Below are 18179 nucleotides of genomic sequence, written 5' to 3'. Positions count from 1 at the left end.
CGTCGAGTGCAAGGAGAAAACCATGGTGCCCGATAGGCCCGTACTCGAGGTCACCGATGCCGAACTCGGTGAGCTGCGAGCTCGGCTGGCCGCCACGCGATGGCCTGCTCCGTGGCCGGTGACCGGCTGGTCGGCGGGAACCGATCCCGGTGAGTTGCGGCGACTGGTCGCCTACTGGGCGGCCGGCTATGACTGGCGTGCTCACGAAGCCGCCATCAACGTGCTGCCCCACCACGTCGCGGACATCGCCGGGACACCGGTGCACTACCTGCGTTTCGACGGGGAGGATCCGGACGCCCTGCCGATCGTGCTGACCAACGGGTGGCCCAGCTCGTTCCTGGAGTTGACCGGCCTCGCCCGGCGACTGGCCACCCCGTCCAAGCACGGGGGCAGCGCGGCGGACTCTTTCACCGTCATCGTCCCGTCGCTGCCAGGATTCGCCTTCTCCCCGCAACGGCCCTCGCTCACGGATCCCTTGCAGACCCACGAACTGTGGCACTTGCTCATGCACGAGGAACTGGGTCTCGCCCGGTACGGGGCACACGGCACAGACCTGGGCGCGGGCGTCACCTCCCGGCTGGCCGAAGCCCATCCCGACGCTCTGGTGGGTATCCACTTGGCGGCCGTCGCCAGTCCGGTCGACTACGACGACGAGAGCATCACCGCGCAGGAGCGCGCCTACCTCGACTCGGTGACGACCTGGTCGGCGAAGGAAGGCGCGTACCAGCACCAGCAGAGCACCCGGCCCGTCACCTTGAGCTACGGGCTGGCTGACTCACCGGCCGGGCTGCTCGCATGGATGATCGAGAAGTACCGCGCGTGGAGCGACTGCGAAGGTGACCTGTCCTCGCGGTTCAGCGACGACTTCCTGCTGACACAGGCGTCGCTCTACTGGTTCACCAACACCATCTCGACCTCGTTCCGGCCGTACTACGAGTACAGCGAGAACATGACGCGCAGAGTCGAGCGGATCGAGGTCCCCACCGCCGTAGCGCTGTTCCCGGCCGACCTCACCCGGCCGCCGCGCAGCTGGGCCGAGCGCACCTACAACATCACGAGGTACACGGAGATGCCCCGCGGCGGTCACTTCCCCGCACACGAACAACCCGAGCTGCTCGCTCACGACCTCACCGACTTCTTCCGGCCGCTGCGGTGAGAACCGGACTGTCGAACCGGGTGGGCGAGTGCGCGGTCGCCGATCACTGCCGGCCGGGGTGCGCGCTGCGGGCGTCCAGCAGAAATTCGGTCAGTGAAGTGGCGTCGGCCGAGCCCGGGTCCGCCGTGAACATCACCGCCCTCAGGTCGCCGTCGGGAATGTGGACGGTGTCGCAGTCCAGTGCGATCTGCCCCAGATCCTCATGCTGCAGCTGCATCCGGCCGTCGTGCTGCCCGGTGGTGGGTGTGCTCGCCCAGAGCTCGGCGAACACGGCGCTGGCGCGCTGGAGGTCGGCGGTCAAAGACGCCAGGTCTTCGTCCTCGGGGTAGCGGGTCGAGGCCGCACGCAGTTCGGCCACCAGCAGGCGCCGAAAGCGCGCCTCGTCACCTGGCAACCGCATCACCTGGCCGCCCTGGCCGACGAACACCCGCCAGGGGATGTTGCCCTCGCGCGGGTGGAGCGAGGGCACCCCGCAGGCCAGCGCTTCCCAAGCCCGGTTCCAGCCGACGACCGTCCACGTGGCGTCGAGCACGCACACCGGCGTGCTCTCTATCCGGTCCACGAGCCGGCGGGCGCCATCACTGAGCCGCCGTGGCACCCGCCCTTCCACCGGCGCGTAACCGGCCAGCGTGCACAGGTGCTCGTACTCCGTCCTGCTCACCCGGAGCGCTCGGGCCAAGGCGTTCAACACGCCGGGCGAGGGGTGCCGACGACCCTGCTCCATGCGTTTCAGGTGATCCGTCGACACGCCTGCCAATTCGGCGAGCTCTTCGCGTCGCAGGCCGCCCGTGCGCCTGCGGCCGTGACCGACGACACCCACCTGTTCGGGCCGGGTGCGTTCACGGTGCTCCCGCAACGCCATTCCCAAAGTGCTCGCGTCGGACATGACCGAAGAATATCAGCGGCATCCGCCAGGAGGGGACATTCTGGCCCCTGCTACGGCGGCCGGAACCCGGAAGAATGACCACCAGAAAGGCGGAGAAAGCGCACGCGAATCTGTGTTGACACGCGCTCCCCTCTCGATGTTTTACCGATCGTGTTCTCGATGAAGGAATTTTCATGACTGATGTCAACCACCTCGCCGACCGGGTCGCTGTCGCCGAGACCGTGGCCCGTTTCGCTTGGTCACAGGATCTCAAGGACTGGGCCGGTCTGCGTGCGATCCTCGCCGACACCGTCACGATGGACGTCTCCGAGCACTTGGGCGCGCCGTCGCAAGAATTGAGTGCCGATGATTTCGTGGTCGCCAGCCGGGCGGTGCTGGAAGGGTTCCAGAGTACTCACCATTCGACCTCCAACGTCATCGTCGAGGTTGGGGGCGACCATGCCACCTACCGGAGTTTCGTGGTGGCCTACCACCACGTTCCCACCGATGAGGTCGACTGGCTCGTCGTGCGTGCTTTCTGGCACGTCGACCTGCAGCGGGCCGGCAATGAATGGCGGCTGAGGCGCATCCGCGTCGTGCGGAAAGCCCCTTTCGCGGGCAACCCCGAGCTTTACGCGATCGCCAAGGGGTCCCGCGGACAAGGCGGGCGAGAAGTGAGTGCGTCGACCGACGACGTGCGCGCCGTTCCGTTTCGCATGGCCGCGGCGATGTCCGATCGTGACGTCGAAAAGCTGGTGGCCAACTACGCCGACGACTTCGACTGCGTGATGCCGGTGCACCCTGATCGCTCCTTCCGCGGTGCCGACCAGGTTCGCGCGAACTACACGAAGATTTTCGCCCGGTATTCGAACGGCCTGGACGCCAGGGTCATCGACTCCGTGGTGGACGGTGACCGGGTGTGGACGGAGTGGGAGATGATCGGCACGCGGGCCGACGGGGTCGTCGAGACCATCCGCGGCACCGTCATCATCCGGGTCGAGGACGGCCGCGCCGCAGCTGTCCGCTTTTACCTCGATCCGGTCGATGCCCCGGATGCGTCGGCACAGCTGAACATCCTCGACTGAAATCCGGCTCGGCAGACGCATCGACCCTCAGGAGTGGATTTTCATGCACCTCACCGTTCTCGCCGCGTCCGGCCCGACCGGACTTTCCCTTACCCGGCAGGCACTCGAACGTGGCCACATCGTCAGGGCCATCGCCCGCAATCCGGACCGGATCACCGTTCCGGACGCCCCGGGGCTGACCAAGATCGTCGCGGACGTGTTCCGCACCAGCGAGATCGACTCGGCGCTCGAAGGCAGTGAACTGGTGCTGTCCGGGCTGGGTGTGCCCAAGGGGACGAAGCCGGGTGTGCTGACCGCGGGCGCCCGGTCGGCGGTGGCCTCGGGCGCCCGCGTCATTTGGCTGGGTGCTTACGGCACGGGGCCCTCGGCCGCGGTGGCAAGCGCGCTCAACCGGCTGGTCCTCAAGGGACTCGGAGCGGAGATCGCCGACAAGGTCGAGTCGGACGCCGTGGTCACCGAAGCCGGCGGGACGGTTTTCCACGCCGGACCCCTGTCGAACAAACCGATCAGCCCGGACCGGCGCACCGTCGGGCTCGATGCCTCCCCCAAGAGCATCCTCCGCATCATGGTGAGCCGGGACACCGTTGCCGCCGCGATGCTCGACGAAGCGGAGAACCCGCGGTTCCCCGGCCGGATCGCTGTCCCGCTCACGCGCTGACCCGCTCAGTCTTCGGAGTTCGGCAGCAGTCCGTGATCGCGGGCGTAGATCGCGGCTTGGGTGCGATCCCGTAGTCCGAGGCGGCCGAGGATGCGGGAAATGTGGTTCTTCACCGTTCCCTCGCTGAGGTAAAGCCGTGCGGCGATTTCGCGGTTGGTCGAGCCGGTCGCGACGAGCCGTAGCACCGCGGTCTCCCGGCTGGTCAGTACTTCGGTGGGGGCCGGTTTCGCGGGTTCGGCTGGTGGAGCCGCCGCTGCCAGGCGCCGCGCCACCGAGGTGTCGAGCTGGGTGATCCCGGCGTGGGTCAGCCGGATGGCGTCGGCCAGTTCGTCGGCGGGGAGGTCCTTGAGCAGATACCCGGCGGCACCGGCGCGCAGCGCCTGCACGACGTATTCGTCGTCGTCGAAGGTGCTCAGCATGACGATCCGGCAGCCCGGCGCTTTGTGCCGCAGGATCGCGGCGGCTTCGACGCCGTCCATCCCGGGCATCCGGACGTCCATCAGCACCACGTCGGGTTCGAGTGCGAGGACTCGGGCGACGGCTTCTTTCCCGTCCGCGGCGACGCCGGCCACCTCGATACCCGGCTGGATGCCCAGCAGTGAGGCGATGCCGTCCCTGATCAGCCGCTGGTCGTCGACGACCAGTACGCGCACGCTCATCAGGACGGCACCGTCACGGTGATCCGGGTGCCGGCCCCGGGACGGCTCTCGACCAGGGCGAGCCCGCCGACCAGCGCCGCGCGCTCGCGCAGGCCGAGCAAGCCGAACCCTTCTGCGGGCTCGGACGCTCCGGTGCTGAACCCGCGGCCGTCGTCGGCGACGACCAGCCGGGTCTCGGTGTCGCCGAACGTCAGTGACACCGAGACCCGATCGGCCTGTGCGTGCCTTCGCGCGTTGGTCAAGGCTTCTTGCGCGGCACGGAAAAGCGCGCTCACCGTCGCGTTGTCCCCGGCGCGTTCCTCGCCGTCCACGACGAGGCTGACCTGGAGCCGGTCGTCCCCGGCTCGGTCGACGAGCTCGGCCAGCGACGCGGACAAGGTGCGTCCCTCCCGCTCGTCACGGAGTGTTCCGACCGACCGGCGGACGTCGTCGAGCGCACGGCGTGCCGATGACCGCGCGTCGGCCAGTGCCTGGTCCGCCGCGTGCGGATCGCGGTCCCGGAAGGCGGACGCCTTCTCCACCTGCACCGCGATCGCGGTGAGGTGGTGGCCGAGGCTGTCGTGGATGTCCCTGGCGAGACGGTTGCGTTCCGCCGCCGCCGAGAGGTCCGCGACCTGGGCGGCGTAGGAGGTCACCTCGTCCAACGACTTCTCGAGCCGGGCCCTGGCCTGCTGCTCGCGGACCGCGATCCCGGCCATGGCGATGGCAAGAACCAGGCCGATGACGAACATCAGCACGTCGGCGACGTAGTTGGCGCTGGTGTACCAGCCGGGAACCCACAAGGCGTAGGAGCAGACGAGCAGCACCAGGCACAGCGCGGCGAGCGCGATACTCGCCGTCCGGCCGAACGCGAGGTAGGCCGCGAACGGCACCAGCACGAACAGCGCCCGGGACAGCCCCGAGTCGTCCAGCGCGGCGACCGCGACGAACAGCGCGAGCCGGACAAGCAGGAACGCCGGCGCGGTGCCGCGCCCCGCGCCGCAGCGCCGTTCGGCGGGTTCCAGCGCGAACAGCGCCGCGAGGCATGCGACGAACCCTGCTGTCCTCAGTGGACGGACGTCCGCGCCGAGCCCGGCGACGACGTAGTAGAGGCCCGCGATCAGCACGATCCCGTAAACGACGGCCGACACCCAGGACACCGGTGATTCTTTCCGCACGATCGGCATGCAGGCACCTCCCGACACGGAAAGAGTACGGCCGATCCGGCGGCATTCTCCCGGGTTCGGGAAACCTTGGCCGAACGGCACGTGCCGTTCGGCGGTGCCCGGTGGGAACTCCGGCCCGGTCGGCACTTCCGGACCGCGACGGCCCTTCGTAGCGTTCGGCCCTGTCATCGCACGCTAAGGCTTGTGCCACAAGGGAGTTCTCATATGCTGTCGCCCACGTTGATCCGCCTCGGCGCGCCGTGCGGAATCTCCGCCGGACTGTTCATCGCGGTTCCCGCGGCCTTCGAAACGGTGCTGGGGGAGACCGCGGCCACCAGCTTCGTCCTCGGCCTCGCTCCGGCTTTGGCGACGCCCGCGCTCGTGGCGCTCTACGCGCGTCACAGCGAGGCCGCCGGACGGTTCGGCGCCCTCGCGTACCTGGTGAACCTGATCGGTCTCGGACTGTTCGGCGGCGCCGCGTTCGCGCTGAACATGGCGTTGTTCTACCTCGACGGCCCGGTGGTCGCCGAACTTCTGCGCGGTCCGACGAAAGTGGCCCTCATCGCGAGCGCGGGCGTGTTCGCCCTCGGGTCGGTGCTGTTCGGCCTGTCCTTGGTGCGCGCCAAGGTCCACCCGCGGCTCCCGTCGGGCCTCTATGTGGTGGTGCCGGCCGTGTTCGCGCTCGCCGCTCCCTTGCCGGACACCCTGTTCACCAGCGGGTTGCACATCCTGTTCGGTCTCACGCTCGGCTGGCTGTCGACGTCGATGTGGCAAAGCGCCGGCGTCAGTCCGGTCGCGGCCTAGGTGCTCCGACAACGGCTTCCCGGCTAAGAAGCGAGTCTGCGGTAGGGGCGCACGACGGCTTCGACGAACGCCGCGACCTGCTCGTCGATGTGCACCTTCCCCTCGGAGTCGTTCTCGACGAGGAACAGCCGGCCGGCGACGCTCTTCTGGGCTTTCAGCAGCGCGAAGTCGTCCCTGCTGTAAAGGGTGTCCGCGGCGTTGCTGGGCAGCCGGTGGTCGTCGGACACCTCGAGACTGATCAACTGACCCGCCACCGAGATCTTCGGTGGCTCGCCCCGCCTGGCCAGCCGGGCGGCGCGCTGGGCGTCGGAGGCGCGGACGTGGATGATCTGCGATGCCGCCAGGACCTCGTCGCCGAACACCTTGAGCGCTCCGATCGTGTCGGCCCTGGCGAACTCGACGATCGTGATCGGGTTGCTCCGGCGGTTTTCCCAGACGCGGTGGCCGAGCGTGTGAAGGGCTGGCCGGAGATCATCCTCGCGCTCCACCTGGAACGCGCCGCCCTGCTGGGCGCTGAAGCCCGCACCGCGACCGTCGCCGAGGAGCATCAAGGCGTGGAGGAATTCTTCGAACGCGTAGACGTAGTCGTTCAGCTCGTCGACCTGCATCCGCCACCGCCGGAGCTCTTCGGCGAGTGCCCGGCGGACCAGTGATTTTCCGGCGCCCGGCAGGCCGGTGACGAAGATGACCGGCGCGCGGTGGCGGAACGCCAGGTGTCGCAGGACCGCGTCTTCCGCCTTGGCCGACAGCTGGTACGCCGCGCGCTGCTCCCGGATCCGGTCCGCGAGGCGGGACAGTCCGTCGCCCGGTTTGCTCTCGGTCAGGAGTTCCCCGGCCAGGAACGATTCGAGGGGTTCGGACTCGCTCCACATCTCGTCGAAATGGCTGCGGAACACCTTGGAGGCGGAGATCTCGTCCAGTCGTTCTGGCCGGTCCTTCCCGCCGTTGCGCCGGTTGAGCACCGTGTGGTGCTCCAGGCCGGAGAACACGTGGTACGACAGGTGGTCCGCGGTCAGTGCACGGGACACGCGAACCTCGATCCCCGTCCCGAGCAACTCGGCTCCGGCGGTCAGGGAGGCCGGCTCGGTACGGGTGATCACCCGCACTCCCCGGCGGTCGTTGATCTGCGACCACGATTCCTGGATCTCGGCGAGCACCGGAGAGCCTGCCGCCGGCAGCAGATTCGGGACCAGTGCGTCGAGTCGCTCGACGTTGTCGTTCTTGGAGATGACGAGCATCTCGGCCAGGTAGTTCCGCCGGGTCATCCGCTGGGAGAGCCCGGTCGGCAGACGCGTGCGCCGCCACAGGAACCTGACGGTCGCCACGATGAGAGCGACGGCAACGCCGCTGGTCACGGGTACGAGGAGCTGGCTCCAGTTCATCGGGGTCCCCAGTCCGCCGTCGCCATACGGCCTGCCTTTCGCAGGGTGTTGGAACACCTAAGCCAAAGTTTAGGCACGGCGAACTTTGATTTCAAGGGTGGCGCACTCGGATTGATGCCGAGGTGAAGAACGAGGTCGGAGTGAGCTCGGGACGCCGCCTGCCTCGACGATGATCGTCAGCGGCGTCGTCCGCGGCTTCAGCGTGACGACCGCGGTTCGAGCAGGGCGAGGTCCGGCGGAACCAGGGTCGCGGTCTGCAGGAGCTCGTCGATCAGGTGGATGTTCAGCGCGTTGCCCACCGGTTCGCCGACCTCGTCCTTGGTGAGGCCGGGCACTCCGGCGCCGGCGAGCCGGCCGCGGACCTTGACGACCATGTGCTCGACCTTCTTGGAGCTCCAGTTCCGGTCCGGTTCCAGCTCGGCCAGTTGCTCGGCGATCTGGCGCCAGCTCAGCGGCTGAGGGTAGGCCTCCTGGTGGAGGAATCGTTGCGCCAGCGCCACCAGGACGGTGCGCTCGGCCGTGGTCAGCCGCCAGACGCTCGGCGATTTCGTGACTTCGTCGGTAAGGGGCGAAGGGGGCGGCGAATCGTCTCCGACGACGAAGATCTCCAGGAGATGCTCTCGCCCGCCGGAGCCGTGGATGAAAAGCGCGGTGTAGCCGTCGGGCAGCGCGGCTGGTTCGTCTCTTTTGAAGAGACGCCGGGAGCGGGGCAGGCGCAGCGGGAGCTTGCCTTCGTTGCGTACGCACCAGACGCCGTCCTCGTGGACGAGCGTTCCCTGGTGGCGGCTGATCTGGACGTCGTCCTCGCCGAGGCAGACGTGCATCTCGTCCCGATTGCGGCCGAACAGAAGCTGGCGGCCTTCTTTCGGGGGCATCGACGACTTGCCGGACACGGTCGAGGCGAAGATCGTCCCCGCCTCCGCGGGCGGGACACCGTGGGCGAGACTGGGACGGAAGCCGTCGATCATCGTCATGGCAATCTCCTCGCCACTTCGCCCGCCAAGGTCGTGGCCGGGACGCAGAGTCGTTCCGATGGCTGGTCGCCGTCCACGACGATCAGGACGGCTTCCAGCATCGGGGTGTTGTCGATGTCGGTGTACGGGCGGTAGGCGACCGTCGAGCGGCACGTTCCCGGGCCGTAGTCGTCGGCGAGGGTCCGGATTTCCCGGCCGGACTGGGTGGTGCGCGCGCCGTTCCGGTCGTCGAGGGGATGTCCCCGGTCGAAGATCACCCGCACCCGGCCGGTGGGGCCCTCGTAGGCGCAGCCCCATCGGCCGAAGGACGGTTTCGGCGGGCCGGGCACCTCGGGTGCGGCGGGATCGAGCAGGGAGCACGCGTCCACCTCGGCCAGCGAACGGGTGGGGAACGGGGCTTTCCTGAGCGGGGTTTCGTTGCCGGACAACGTTTTCGTCGCCGAAACGGTCGCGATGTCGGCGACCGCGCACAGGTCCACCGGGGCGCCGGGGTCGTCGCCCGCGGTGACCGAGACGATGTAGCCCGCGGGAACGAGGATCAGCCGGGTGCAACTGTCGTCCTGGAGCGGGCCGCCGACGACGTCGAAGGTCCCGACGCGTTTCAGCTCGCCTTCCGGCGGATTCCCGGGATGGTTCTCCAACTCCACTTTGACGTCGGTGTAGGACCCGTCGCCGCGGTGGAGGAGCACGTCGCAACGGTCGAAGTTGCCGTAGTCGGGTTCGAGCTCGGTGCGGCCGTACGAGCGGAGCGCGGCCGTGTCGGTCAAACGGCAGGGATCGAGCGCCCGGGCGTCGAAGGACGCGGGCGCGGGCGCCGCCGGAGCAGGCGGCGTGCTCGCCGAGAGCACTCCGGCCGCGACGGCCGCGATTCCCGCCGCCGCGCCGATCGGACGCCGGAACCGGTGAACCGCACCTCGCCGCGGGGGTGCCGCCTCGGCGATGCCGCCCGAGCACGCCGCCAGGGCCGCGCCCGCTTCGGACGCGGACGGGCGCTGTGCCGGATCCGGGTCCAGCATCCGCGCGAGCGGAGCGGCCAGCCGGTTCGCGGCACGGGACACCGGGATGTCGCCGTCCGCGGCACGCCGGACCCGCGCGAGCGGAGTCTCCCCGGCGAACATGGGGGAACCTTCGAGGGCGGCGTAGAGCGTCGCACCGAGGGAGAACACGTCCGACGCTTCGGTGGGCGGGTCGCCGCGCGCGACCTCGGGAGCGAGATAACCGGGGGTCCCCGCGTACAGCGCGGCGTCGGTCAAGGTCTCGTCCGCCACGACGGAGCGGGAGATGCCGAAATCGGTCAGTTTCGCCCGCCCGTCCTCGCCGATGAGGACGTTGCCCGGTTTGAGGTCGCGGTGGAGGATCTTCCGCTCGTGGACGGCGGCGAGCGCCGACGCCAGCTGGACACCGATTTCCGCGACCCTCGCTTCGGACAGCGCGCGATCGCTCAAGACGGCGGCGAGGGTCCGCGAAGGGACGTACTCCTGGATCAGCCACAGCTCGTCGTGATCGCTGACGACTTCGTGACAGGCGACGACGTGCGGGTGGTCGACCGAAGCGGCCAGGCGGGCTTCGCGGCGCAGCTTGCGTCCGGCTCCCGTGACGCTCACCTTCGCCTGTTTGACCGCGACCGTCCGCCCCGTCCGCTCGTCGAGCGCTCGCCAGACGACGCCCTCCCCGCCGGCGCCGACGCGCTCGACCAGCCGGTAGCGGTCCGCGATCCGCCGGGCCGCCGGTTCGCGGTCTCGGCGTGAGAACGTCATGTCGGACCATCCGTGGTCGTGAGCCGGAAATCACCATCGTCTTCGATGAGAAGTACCCGCACGGGCACTGAGCGTAGCGTGGACGGTCTCCGTCCCCGGAGCGACGGTGCTTCGATTCGGGATCCCTCCCGAATCACTTGGTTACCGTCCGTGCCGTGAGCGAGGACACCCGGGGGTGGGCGGCGTGGCGGGCACGGCTGCCGGTCGTGACGATCGTCGTGGTCTCGGTGGCGGTGCTGACGACCGCGATCACCGGCGCGGCGAAACCGCCGCCGGGACTCCAGGAGATCCCCGGCGGCCACTGGGTCTACAACTCCCTTCTCCAGTCGGCCTTCCACATCGACGGTGGCACGGCGGGGATCGACGCGCAGGCCGCGGTGCCCGGTGACCGGGGGAGCCAGGTCGTGCAGGGGGACACCAGCGGCTACGTCGTGGGCGACACCCGGATCACCCCGTTCGGGAAGTCGGACCTGACCGCGGGGCCGGCACAGGTCCCGCCGTCGGGCGAGGTCCCGGTCGGGGTGGAGACCGCGGGCGGGCCGTACCTGGTGTACCGGCAGGCCGGTCAGATCATCCGGCTCGGTGATCCGCCCGCGCCGATCTCGGCCGGGGGGCCGGTCGGGGATCCGGTCGCCACCGCGGAGGGAACGCTGTGGCTGCCGCGCATCGCGTCGAGCCTGCTTTGCCGGCTGGATCGCGGGGACGAGAACCTGTCGTCGTGCCCGGTGACGCTGCCCGCCGGGCACTCCGGGGCGCTGACCCTGGTGGGGGACCAGTTGCATTTCGTCGACACCTCCGACGGTGTCGTGCGGGCCATCCGATCCGGCGGCCTCGGCGAGCCGGTGCCGATGGGCCTCGGCGCGGGGACCGACCTGCGGCCGGCGGCCAACGACGTGGCCGGTCGCGTGGCGGTGCTCGACCAGGCGGGGAGCAGGCTGCATCTGGTGGATCCCGCTCCCGGTTCGCGGCGGCCGGTCACCGTGGCCCTCCCGGCCGGTCAGTACGACGCCCCGGTCGCGGCCGGTTCGGTGGTCGTCCTGGTCAACCGCTCGTCGGGCAGGCTGCTCACCTACGACGCCACTGGCAGGCAGACGGACGAAAAGCCGCTCCCGGCGGACGGTGGTACGGCACGGATCGTCCGCGGCGAGGACGCGCACGTCTACGTCGACGGCGGCCAAGGCACCCATGTCCTCGTCGTCGCCAAGGACGGCAGGGTCACCGACGTTCCCGTGGTCCCGCCCGCCGGGAAGACGGAACAACCGGCCCCGGCCGAGCCCGCTCCGGGGCAGCAGCCGGTGGCCCCGCCCGCCGAGCGGCGTGGTCAGGAGGGGCGGCCCGGCCCGGACACCGGTTCCGGCGCCGACCGGCCCGGCCCGGCGAAGCCCAGCCAGCCCGTGCGTCCTCCCTCGCAACCGGTCACCCCGCCCGCCGTCCCGGCCAGCCCGCCGGGTGCGCCGCCCGGCGTGTCGGCGACGGGTGAGGCGGGCGCGGTCACGGTCGCGTGGACGGCCGCCCCCGCCAACCGGGCCGACGTGACGTCGTACCGGATCAGCTGGGCGGGCGGGTCAAGAACGGTGGACGGCGGCACCCGCCGGATCACGATCACCGGGCTGGCCAACGGAACCCGCTACACGTTCACCGTCGTCGCGGTGAACAAGGCGGGCATCGGGCCGGGCGCTTCGGCGTCGGCGACCCCGGCCGCGGCGGCGGCCGCACCGGCGCTGACCGCGAGCTATCGCGACGGCGCCGCGTCGCTCACCTGGACGCGACCGGACCTGGGTGGCGGGACACTGGTGCATTACCTCGTCACCGGAACCGGTCTCGCGCAGCAGACGGTCACCGGCACGTCCGCGACCTACTCCGGGCTGACCGCCGGGAAGTCCTACACCTTCACCGTGCGCGCGGTGACCAGGACGCCCGACGGGCAGACACGGAACGGTGCCACGGCCGGCAGGACGATCACGGTGCCTTCGCCGACGATCACCATCAGCCGCGGACGGGACACCTCCAGCGAGAACTGCGATCCGCCCGACTGCGCCGCGGTCAACGTGACGATGAAGGGTTTCGCGCCGAACACGCGGTACTCGATCCGGCTCAGTTCGTCGAGCAACACCAACGTGCGGACCGAGTCCACGACGACCGACGCCAACGGTTCGGCGACCTACAACGAACTCAACTACGACGTACCCGGCCAGACCATCTGGGTCAGTGTCCAGACCCCGGACGGCCGGATCACCTCCAACAGGATCAGGTGGACCTGACTCGATGACCGCTTTTCTCCCGCCGGGTGTGGTTTACGAACGCATCGCGGCGAACGTCCACAGTGTGCTGCGCGGCAAACCGCGGGTCGTCCGGCTCGCGGTGACGGCGTTGTTCGCCGAGGGCCACCTGCTCATGGAAGACGTTCCCGGCGTCGGCAAGACGACCCTGGCGCGCTGTCTGGCCAGGAGCGTCGGCGGGTCCTGGAACCGCATCCAGTTCACTCCCGACCTGTTGCCCGGCGACATCACCGGTGTCCCCGTCTACCACCAGAAGGAAGAACGTTTCGAGTTCCACCCCGGCGGGGTGTTCGCGAACGTCGTCGTCGCGGACGAGATCAACCGGGGCACGCCGAAAACGCAGTCGGCCCTGCTCGAGGTGATGGCCGAGCGGACCGTCACGGTCGACGCCGTCCGGCACGAGGTACCGCGGCCGTTCCTCGTCGTCGCGACCCAGAACCCGATCGAGATGGCCGGGACCTACCGCCTGCCCGAAGCGCAGCTGGACAGGTTCCTGATGCGGCTGGACGTCGGCTACCCGGACCTCGCCTCGGAGGTCAAGGTGATCATGGGCGACTGCGCGGGTGTCGGCCCGGACGAACTGGCACCGGTGGTCGACATCGAGACGGTGCGGCAGGCGATCGGGCAGGTCCGCGCCGTCCACGTCCAACCCGCTCTCTGCGAGTACGCCGCCCGGATCGCCGCCGCGACGCGTGAGCACGCCGCCCTGCGGTACGGGGCCAGCCCGCGGGGCAGCATCGCGCTGATCCGCGCCGGGCAGGCCTACGCCGCGACCGAAGGCCGGACGTTCGTCACCGTGGACGACGTCAAGGAGATCGCGCAAGCCGTTCTCGCGCACCGGTTGATCCTGACCTCCGACGCCGAACTGGACGGTCGCGACCCCGGCGGCGTGGTGGACGAGGTCCTCGACGCGACGCCCGCCCCGGTGCACGCGGGGTCGCGGGCCTGATGATCCGGCTGACCACACGGGGGGCCGGGGTTCTCGCCGCGACCGCCGGGCTGTTCGTCCTCGGCCACTGGGCCGGTTATCCGTTCTTCCTCGCGATCGCGGGTGCCGGTGCGGGCACGCTGATCGCGGCGATCGTGGTGACCGGACGGCGGCCCCGCGTCGCGGTGTCCCGCGAGGTCTATCCGGATCGGGTGGAGCGGGGCAGGCCCGCGGTCGCCACGCTCCGGGTACGGAACCCGGCCAGGCGGCGGCACGGCGCCTTCACCGCGGGGGACCGGATCGGTGCCGCGACGCGGACGGTCGGGATCCGCGCGCTGGGACCCCACGCGGAAACCGCGCACAACTACGAACTGCCCACCGAACGGCGCGGACGGCACCAGGTCGGTCCGCTCGTCCTCGAACGCGCCGATCCCTTCGGACTGGGGCACCGGCGGCTGACCACGGGCGAGACCGCGACCCTGTGGGTCCATCCGCGGGTGCACGTGATGTCCCCGCCCGGGGGCGGACGGCCGCGGCACCACCACGAGGGGGCCGCGGTGGACGACCGGCTGCGGGGTTCCGACGACCTGCGTGAAGTCCGCGAATACGTGCGGGGCGACGAAATCCGGCATCTGCACTGGAAGGCGACGGCGAGGACCGGCAGCCTGATGGTGCGCGACTACGTCGATCCCCACCAGCCCAGGTTCACCGTGCTGCTGGATTCCCGGCTTCGGGGCCCTCTGCTGGAAGAGGCCGTCGACACGGCCGCGTCACTGGTCAGCGCGGCGGCACGCGCGGACCGGCCGACGCGGCTGGTCTCCTCGGGTGGCCTCGACGTGGACACCGGGGGAGGACCGCGCGCGGTGCGCCCGCTGCTGGACGCCTTGTGCGTGCTCGAACCGTCGTCGGGGCCGGCACTGGTCCCGGAGGTGCTGACCCGATCCGGTGTCGGCGGACTGGCCGTGGTGACCGCGGGCGGTGGACCGGCCGACCGGGCCGCGGTGGCCGCGCTGCGCGACCGGTACTCGCCGTTGCTCGTCTTCGTCCTCGGAGAAGCCGGGACGTTCGGCGGCATCCCCGGCGCGGTGGTGCTCTCCGTCTCCGGCGCCGCGGACGCGGCCCGGCGCTGGAATGCCCTCGGCCGATGAATCCACAGTGGACACAACGGCTCACGGTGGCCCTTCTGCTGCTCGCCACCGGACTCCCCGGTCTGCTCTTCGCACCGGTCTTCGGCTTGGGCTCGCTCGTGCTTCCGCTCGTCGCGGTCCTTCTCGTCTGCTTCGTGGTCGCCGAGGTCTGCGCGCGGGTGTCCGCGTTGCGTCCGTGGCGGCCGGTGCTGATGCTCGTTCTCGGCCTGCTCGCCTTGGGGGAACTGGAGTTCGGGCCGGGCCTGCCGGACGCGGCGATGTTGCGGGGCCTGCTCGACGGGGTCACCCGGTCCTGGCAGCTGACGCTCCAGTCGACCTGGCCCGCGCGGGCGGAGGCGGAACTGTTCCTGTTCGTCCCGCTCGCGGTGCTGTTCGCCGCGGTGCTCGGCGTCGAACTGCTGCGCCTGCCCGCGGTGGCACTGCTGCCGGGACTGGCGGTCGCCGGACTGAGCCAGGCCTACGTGGCGCTGTCCGGTCCGGTGGCCACCGTCGCCGGACTGGCCTACGTCGTCGTCTCCGGCGCGCTGCTCGCCGTGACCCGGCGGCGGGGCAGCAGGCTGATCCTCGTGCTGCCCGCCGTGGTGCTCGCGGTGGCGGTCTCGGCCGGGATCACCGCGGTGGATCAGGGATCCCGGCCGTCGCTGGCACTCGAACACGAAACCGCCCCGGTGCCGCCCCTGCGGGTGGACAATCCGCTCGACGAGGTCGCGGACCGGCTGACCCGCCCGGCCGAACCCGTCTTCGGCTATACGGGGACGGCGGGGGCCGACCGCTGGCGGATCGCGGTCCTCACCGAGTTCGACGGGGTCAGCTGGCGGGCGAACGGCGCCTATCTCCGGCTCGGCGCGACGCTGGGGACGGCCACCCAGCACGCGCGGATCACCGTCCCGGACGGCAATGGCCCTTGGCTGCCCAGCCAGCCTCTCCTGGCCACGGTCGCCGGGGCCGATCCGCTGGTCGACCCGGGGACCGGGGCACTCCTGCTGCCGGGGCGGCGCGGACCGGTGGAGTACGAGCTCGGCTGGCGTGAACCGGCGGTGGCGCCGGGGGACCTGCTGGACGCGGGAATCGACGCTTCGGCGGTGTCCGGTGGAGTCGGGCAGGTGCCGCCGGGAGTCTCCGAGCTGGCACGGACCGCGACCGGCGGGCTGCGGCCGTCGTTCCGGGCCGCGCTGGTCCTGGAGCGTTATCTCGCCGAGCACTACCGGCAGGCGACCGGTCCGGTCCTGCCGACCGGGAGCGGCTGGGCACAGTTGAACAGGTTTCTGTTCACCGCTCGCGCGGGTACCAGCGAACAGTTCGCGACCGCCTACGCGGCACTGGCGAGGCTGATCGGCATCCCCGCCCGCGTCGCGGTGGGATTCCGCGCCCCGCCGGGAGGACCCGGCCCGGTGACCGTCCACAATGGAGACTCATTCGCCTGGCCGGAGGTGGCCGTCGCGGGCGTCGGCTGGGTTCCGCTCGATCCGGCCGGTGGCGCCTCCCACGGTGCCGCCGCGGCGGCCGGGGCGCTGGCACAGGCCACGGACCAGGCTCGCGACGACCTCCCGCCGCCACAACGGCTACGCGATCCAGAAGTCCCCCCGGACGAGGGGGGCACCACCGGCTCGTCCGGATCCGATGAGGCATGGATCGGGCCTTTGCTCGCCTGGCTCGGTCTCGGAGTCGTCTCGGTGCTCGTCTTCGCCGTCGTGGCGATACCGGGCTGGCGAGCCGTCCGGACCGCTCGACGGCGCCGCCGCACCGGTTCGGCGGCGGTCGTCGCGGCCTGGCTGGAGGCGAGGGACGTCCTGCGCGCGCACGACGTCATCGTGTCCCGCGGTGCCACGGCACGCGAACTCGCCCGCCGTCTTCCGTCCACAGTAGACAAATCCGTCGCGGAAGGGCTGGAATGGCTCGCCCGCCAGGTGGACATCGCGCTGTGGTCCCCGGTCGGTGCCGACGACCGGACGGCGGCGCAGGCGTGGTCGGCGGTCCGGGCGATCCGGAAAGGACTCACGGTGGTCTCGTTCCGTGCCCGGATCCGGGCCGTGTTCGATCTGGGCAGCCTGCGCGGACCGGGGATCGTGGCCGAATGACCGTTCCCCTCGGCACCGGGCCGGTGGCCACCGTCTATCCCGCGATCCACGCGGGTTTCCCGGCCGTGCTCAAGGTCTACCCGGGGCGGCTCGATCGCGCGACGTTGTCGGCGGTGGAACGCGATCGTGATCGGTTGCGGGCGGTGGCTTCCGCGCTGCCGGTCGACGGCGTCGAACAGTTGCCCGACGGGCGGCACGCGCTCCGGATGGAACGGTGTTCGCACTCCCTCGCCGCGTTGCTGGCCCAGGTGGGAAGACTTTCCACGGCCGACGCCGTCGAACTCGGCCATACCGTCGCGACCTGTCTCGCCGCCGCGCACGCCGCCGGCGTCGTGCACGGCGGGGTCCACCCCTCGAACGTGCTGTTCCGCACGAACAACCAAGCGGTCCTCGCCGATTTCGGGGTCGCCCTGCGGCAGGCGTTCCCGCGAGACCCGGCGCGGTCGCTCGAATACCTGGCGCCGGAGACCCTGCGCACCGAGACGTTCGACGAGCGGGCCGATCTGTACGGCCTGGGAGTGGTGCTGCACCTGGCCCTGACCGGGGAGCACCCGCAGCCCGGCAGGCTCGGGGAACCCATGGGCGAACGGCTGCTGAGGTTGCTGCGCACCCCGGTGCCGCCGATCGACCTGCCGGGGGTGCCGGTCATCCTGTCGGCGATGGTGAGCAGGCTGCTGGCCCCGGATCCGGCGCACCGCCCACCGGACGCCGCCTGGGTCGCCGACCGGCTCGCCGAAATGTTCTCTCGCCCCGAGGAAAGGAACGGTGGCTCCCCGCCGTCGAACGAGCGCCGGGAAGTCCCGCCCGCGACGGCGGAGGCCGGCCGCCCGTCCCGAGTGCGCCGCGGCGTCGTGTTCGGTGCGGCGGCGACGGTGGCCGCCTTCGGTGCGGTGGCCGCGGTCCTGCTCGGCGACCGGCAGCCGGACCTCGTCCCGGCATCACCCGCGGCGGCCACTCCGGAACCGGAGCAGGCGGAGGATCTCAAGCTGGATCTCGCCGAGCCCGCCGACCGGGGAAACCAGGTCATGCTCACTTGGACCAGCAGTTCGGACGTCGTCGACTACGCGGTGATCGTCGCCCCCGAGAACGAACCCAACCGGACCGTGCTGGCCGGGAGGGCGCGTTCGATCACCATCCCGGTCGACCCGATGCGCCGGTACTGCTTCGAACTGCAGGCGGCCGACAGCCGGGTCATGGCCGTCTACACGAGCCCGCCCAGGTCGATCCGGGGAGCCGTTTGCCGTCCCTGACGCGGATCGCG

15 protein-coding genes are annotated in these 18179 nt (G+C 70.6%); 9 read left to right on the top strand and 6 right to left on the bottom strand.

Annotated elements, in window-relative coordinates; translation table 11 throughout:
• The first annotated feature begins 22 nt into the window (after positions 1-22).
• Positions 23-1156 (top strand): epoxide hydrolase family protein, encoded by a 1134-nt coding sequence (locus ACLJPX_RS27465; RefSeq protein WP_410602977.1) that lies wholly within the window; start codon positions 23-25, stop codon positions 1154-1156.
• Between the two features lie 43 nt (positions 1157-1199).
• Here ACLJPX_RS27465 and ACLJPX_RS27460 read toward each other — a convergent pair whose 3' ends face one another.
• Positions 1200-2042 (bottom strand): helix-turn-helix domain-containing protein, encoded by an 843-nt coding sequence (locus ACLJPX_RS27460; RefSeq protein WP_410602975.1) that lies wholly within the window; start codon positions 2040-2042, stop codon positions 1200-1202.
• A gap of 173 nt (positions 2043-2215) precedes the next feature.
• On the opposite strand from ACLJPX_RS27460, the gene ACLJPX_RS27455 reads away from it, so the two are divergent.
• Positions 2216-3106, top strand: coding sequence for a nuclear transport factor 2 family protein (locus tag ACLJPX_RS27455; protein WP_410602973.1), 891 nt, complete (start codon positions 2216-2218; stop codon positions 3104-3106).
• A gap of 43 nt (positions 3107-3149) precedes the next feature.
• Positions 3150-3764, top strand: a complete 615-nt coding sequence (locus ACLJPX_RS27450) for an NAD(P)-dependent oxidoreductase (protein WP_410602971.1) — start codon at positions 3150-3152, stop codon at positions 3762-3764.
• A 5-nt stretch (positions 3765-3769) separates the two neighbouring features.
• Here the strand turns inward: ACLJPX_RS27450 and ACLJPX_RS27445 are convergent, their stop codons facing one another.
• Positions 3770-4423, bottom strand: coding sequence for a response regulator (locus ACLJPX_RS27445; protein WP_410602969.1), 654 nt, complete (start codon positions 4421-4423; stop codon positions 3770-3772).
• The gene (locus tag ACLJPX_RS27440; RefSeq protein WP_410602967.1) at positions 4423-5589 is read right to left on the bottom strand and encodes a sensor histidine kinase; all 1167 of its coding nucleotides are present in this window, start codon (positions 5587-5589) and stop codon (positions 4423-4425) included. The genes ACLJPX_RS27445 and ACLJPX_RS27440 overlap by 1 nt, the downstream gene beginning before the upstream one ends.
• Positions 5590-5793: 204 nt before the next feature.
• On the opposite strand from ACLJPX_RS27440, the gene ACLJPX_RS27435 reads away from it, so the two are divergent.
• Complete coding sequence (locus tag ACLJPX_RS27435; protein ID WP_410602965.1) at positions 5794-6372, top strand: hypothetical protein; 579 nt, start codon at positions 5794-5796, stop codon at positions 6370-6372.
• Between the two features lie 23 nt (positions 6373-6395).
• Here ACLJPX_RS27435 and ACLJPX_RS27430 read toward each other — a convergent pair whose 3' ends face one another.
• The 3 genes from ACLJPX_RS27430 to ACLJPX_RS27420 all read right to left on the bottom strand — a co-directional run bounded on the left by ACLJPX_RS27430 (position 6396) and on the right by ACLJPX_RS27420 (position 10485).
• Positions 6396-7811 (bottom strand): AAA family ATPase, encoded by a 1416-nt coding sequence (locus ACLJPX_RS27430; RefSeq protein ID WP_410602963.1) that lies wholly within the window; start codon positions 7809-7811, stop codon positions 6396-6398.
• A gap of 140 nt (positions 7812-7951) precedes the next feature.
• Positions 7952-8728 carry an FHA domain-containing protein gene (locus tag ACLJPX_RS27425; RefSeq protein ID WP_410602961.1) on the bottom strand — a complete coding sequence of 259 codons (777 nt, stop codon included), beginning with the start codon at positions 8726-8728 and terminating at the stop codon, positions 7952-7954.
• Positions 8725-10485 carry a serine/threonine-protein kinase gene (locus ACLJPX_RS27420; RefSeq protein WP_410602959.1) on the bottom strand — a complete coding sequence of 587 codons (1761 nt, stop codon included), beginning with the start codon at positions 10483-10485 and terminating at the stop codon, positions 8725-8727. The genes ACLJPX_RS27425 and ACLJPX_RS27420 overlap by 4 nt, the downstream gene beginning before the upstream one ends.
• Before the next feature lie 155 nt (positions 10486-10640).
• On the opposite strand from ACLJPX_RS27420, the gene ACLJPX_RS27415 reads away from it, so the two are divergent.
• The 5 genes from ACLJPX_RS27415 to ACLJPX_RS27395 are packed head-to-tail and all read left to right on the top strand — an operon-like array spanning position 10641 to position 18168.
• Positions 10641-12746, top strand: coding sequence for a fibronectin type III domain-containing protein (locus ACLJPX_RS27415; RefSeq protein ID WP_410602957.1), 2106 nt, complete (start codon positions 10641-10643; stop codon positions 12744-12746).
• Positions 12747-12750: 4 nt separating this feature from the next.
• Positions 12751-13713, top strand: coding sequence for an AAA family ATPase (locus tag ACLJPX_RS27410; protein ID WP_410602955.1), 963 nt, complete (start codon positions 12751-12753; stop codon positions 13711-13713).
• Entirely contained in the window at positions 13713-14840 is a 1128-nt protein-coding gene (locus ACLJPX_RS27405) for a DUF58 domain-containing protein (RefSeq protein WP_410602953.1), read from the top strand. The genes ACLJPX_RS27410 and ACLJPX_RS27405 overlap by 1 nt, the downstream gene beginning before the upstream one ends.
• On the top strand, positions 14837-16918 hold the full coding sequence (locus ACLJPX_RS27400; RefSeq protein ID WP_410602951.1) for a transglutaminase-like domain-containing protein: 2082 nt from the start codon (positions 14837-14839) through the stop codon (positions 16916-16918). The genes ACLJPX_RS27405 and ACLJPX_RS27400 overlap by 4 nt, the downstream gene beginning before the upstream one ends.
• Positions 16915-18168 carry a serine/threonine protein kinase gene (locus ACLJPX_RS27395; RefSeq protein ID WP_410602949.1) on the top strand — a complete coding sequence of 418 codons (1254 nt, stop codon included), beginning with the start codon at positions 16915-16917 and terminating at the stop codon, positions 18166-18168. The genes ACLJPX_RS27400 and ACLJPX_RS27395 overlap by 4 nt, the downstream gene beginning before the upstream one ends.
• Positions 18169-18179: the final 11 nt, after the last annotated feature.

The sequence above is a fragment of the Amycolatopsis sp. lyj-90 genome, assembly GCF_046549035.1.
Classification (GTDB): domain Bacteria; phylum Actinomycetota; class Actinomycetes; order Mycobacteriales; family Pseudonocardiaceae; genus Amycolatopsis.
Note: the sequence above shows the minus strand (reverse complement) of the source record. Positions and strands in the feature narration are given on the sequence as shown.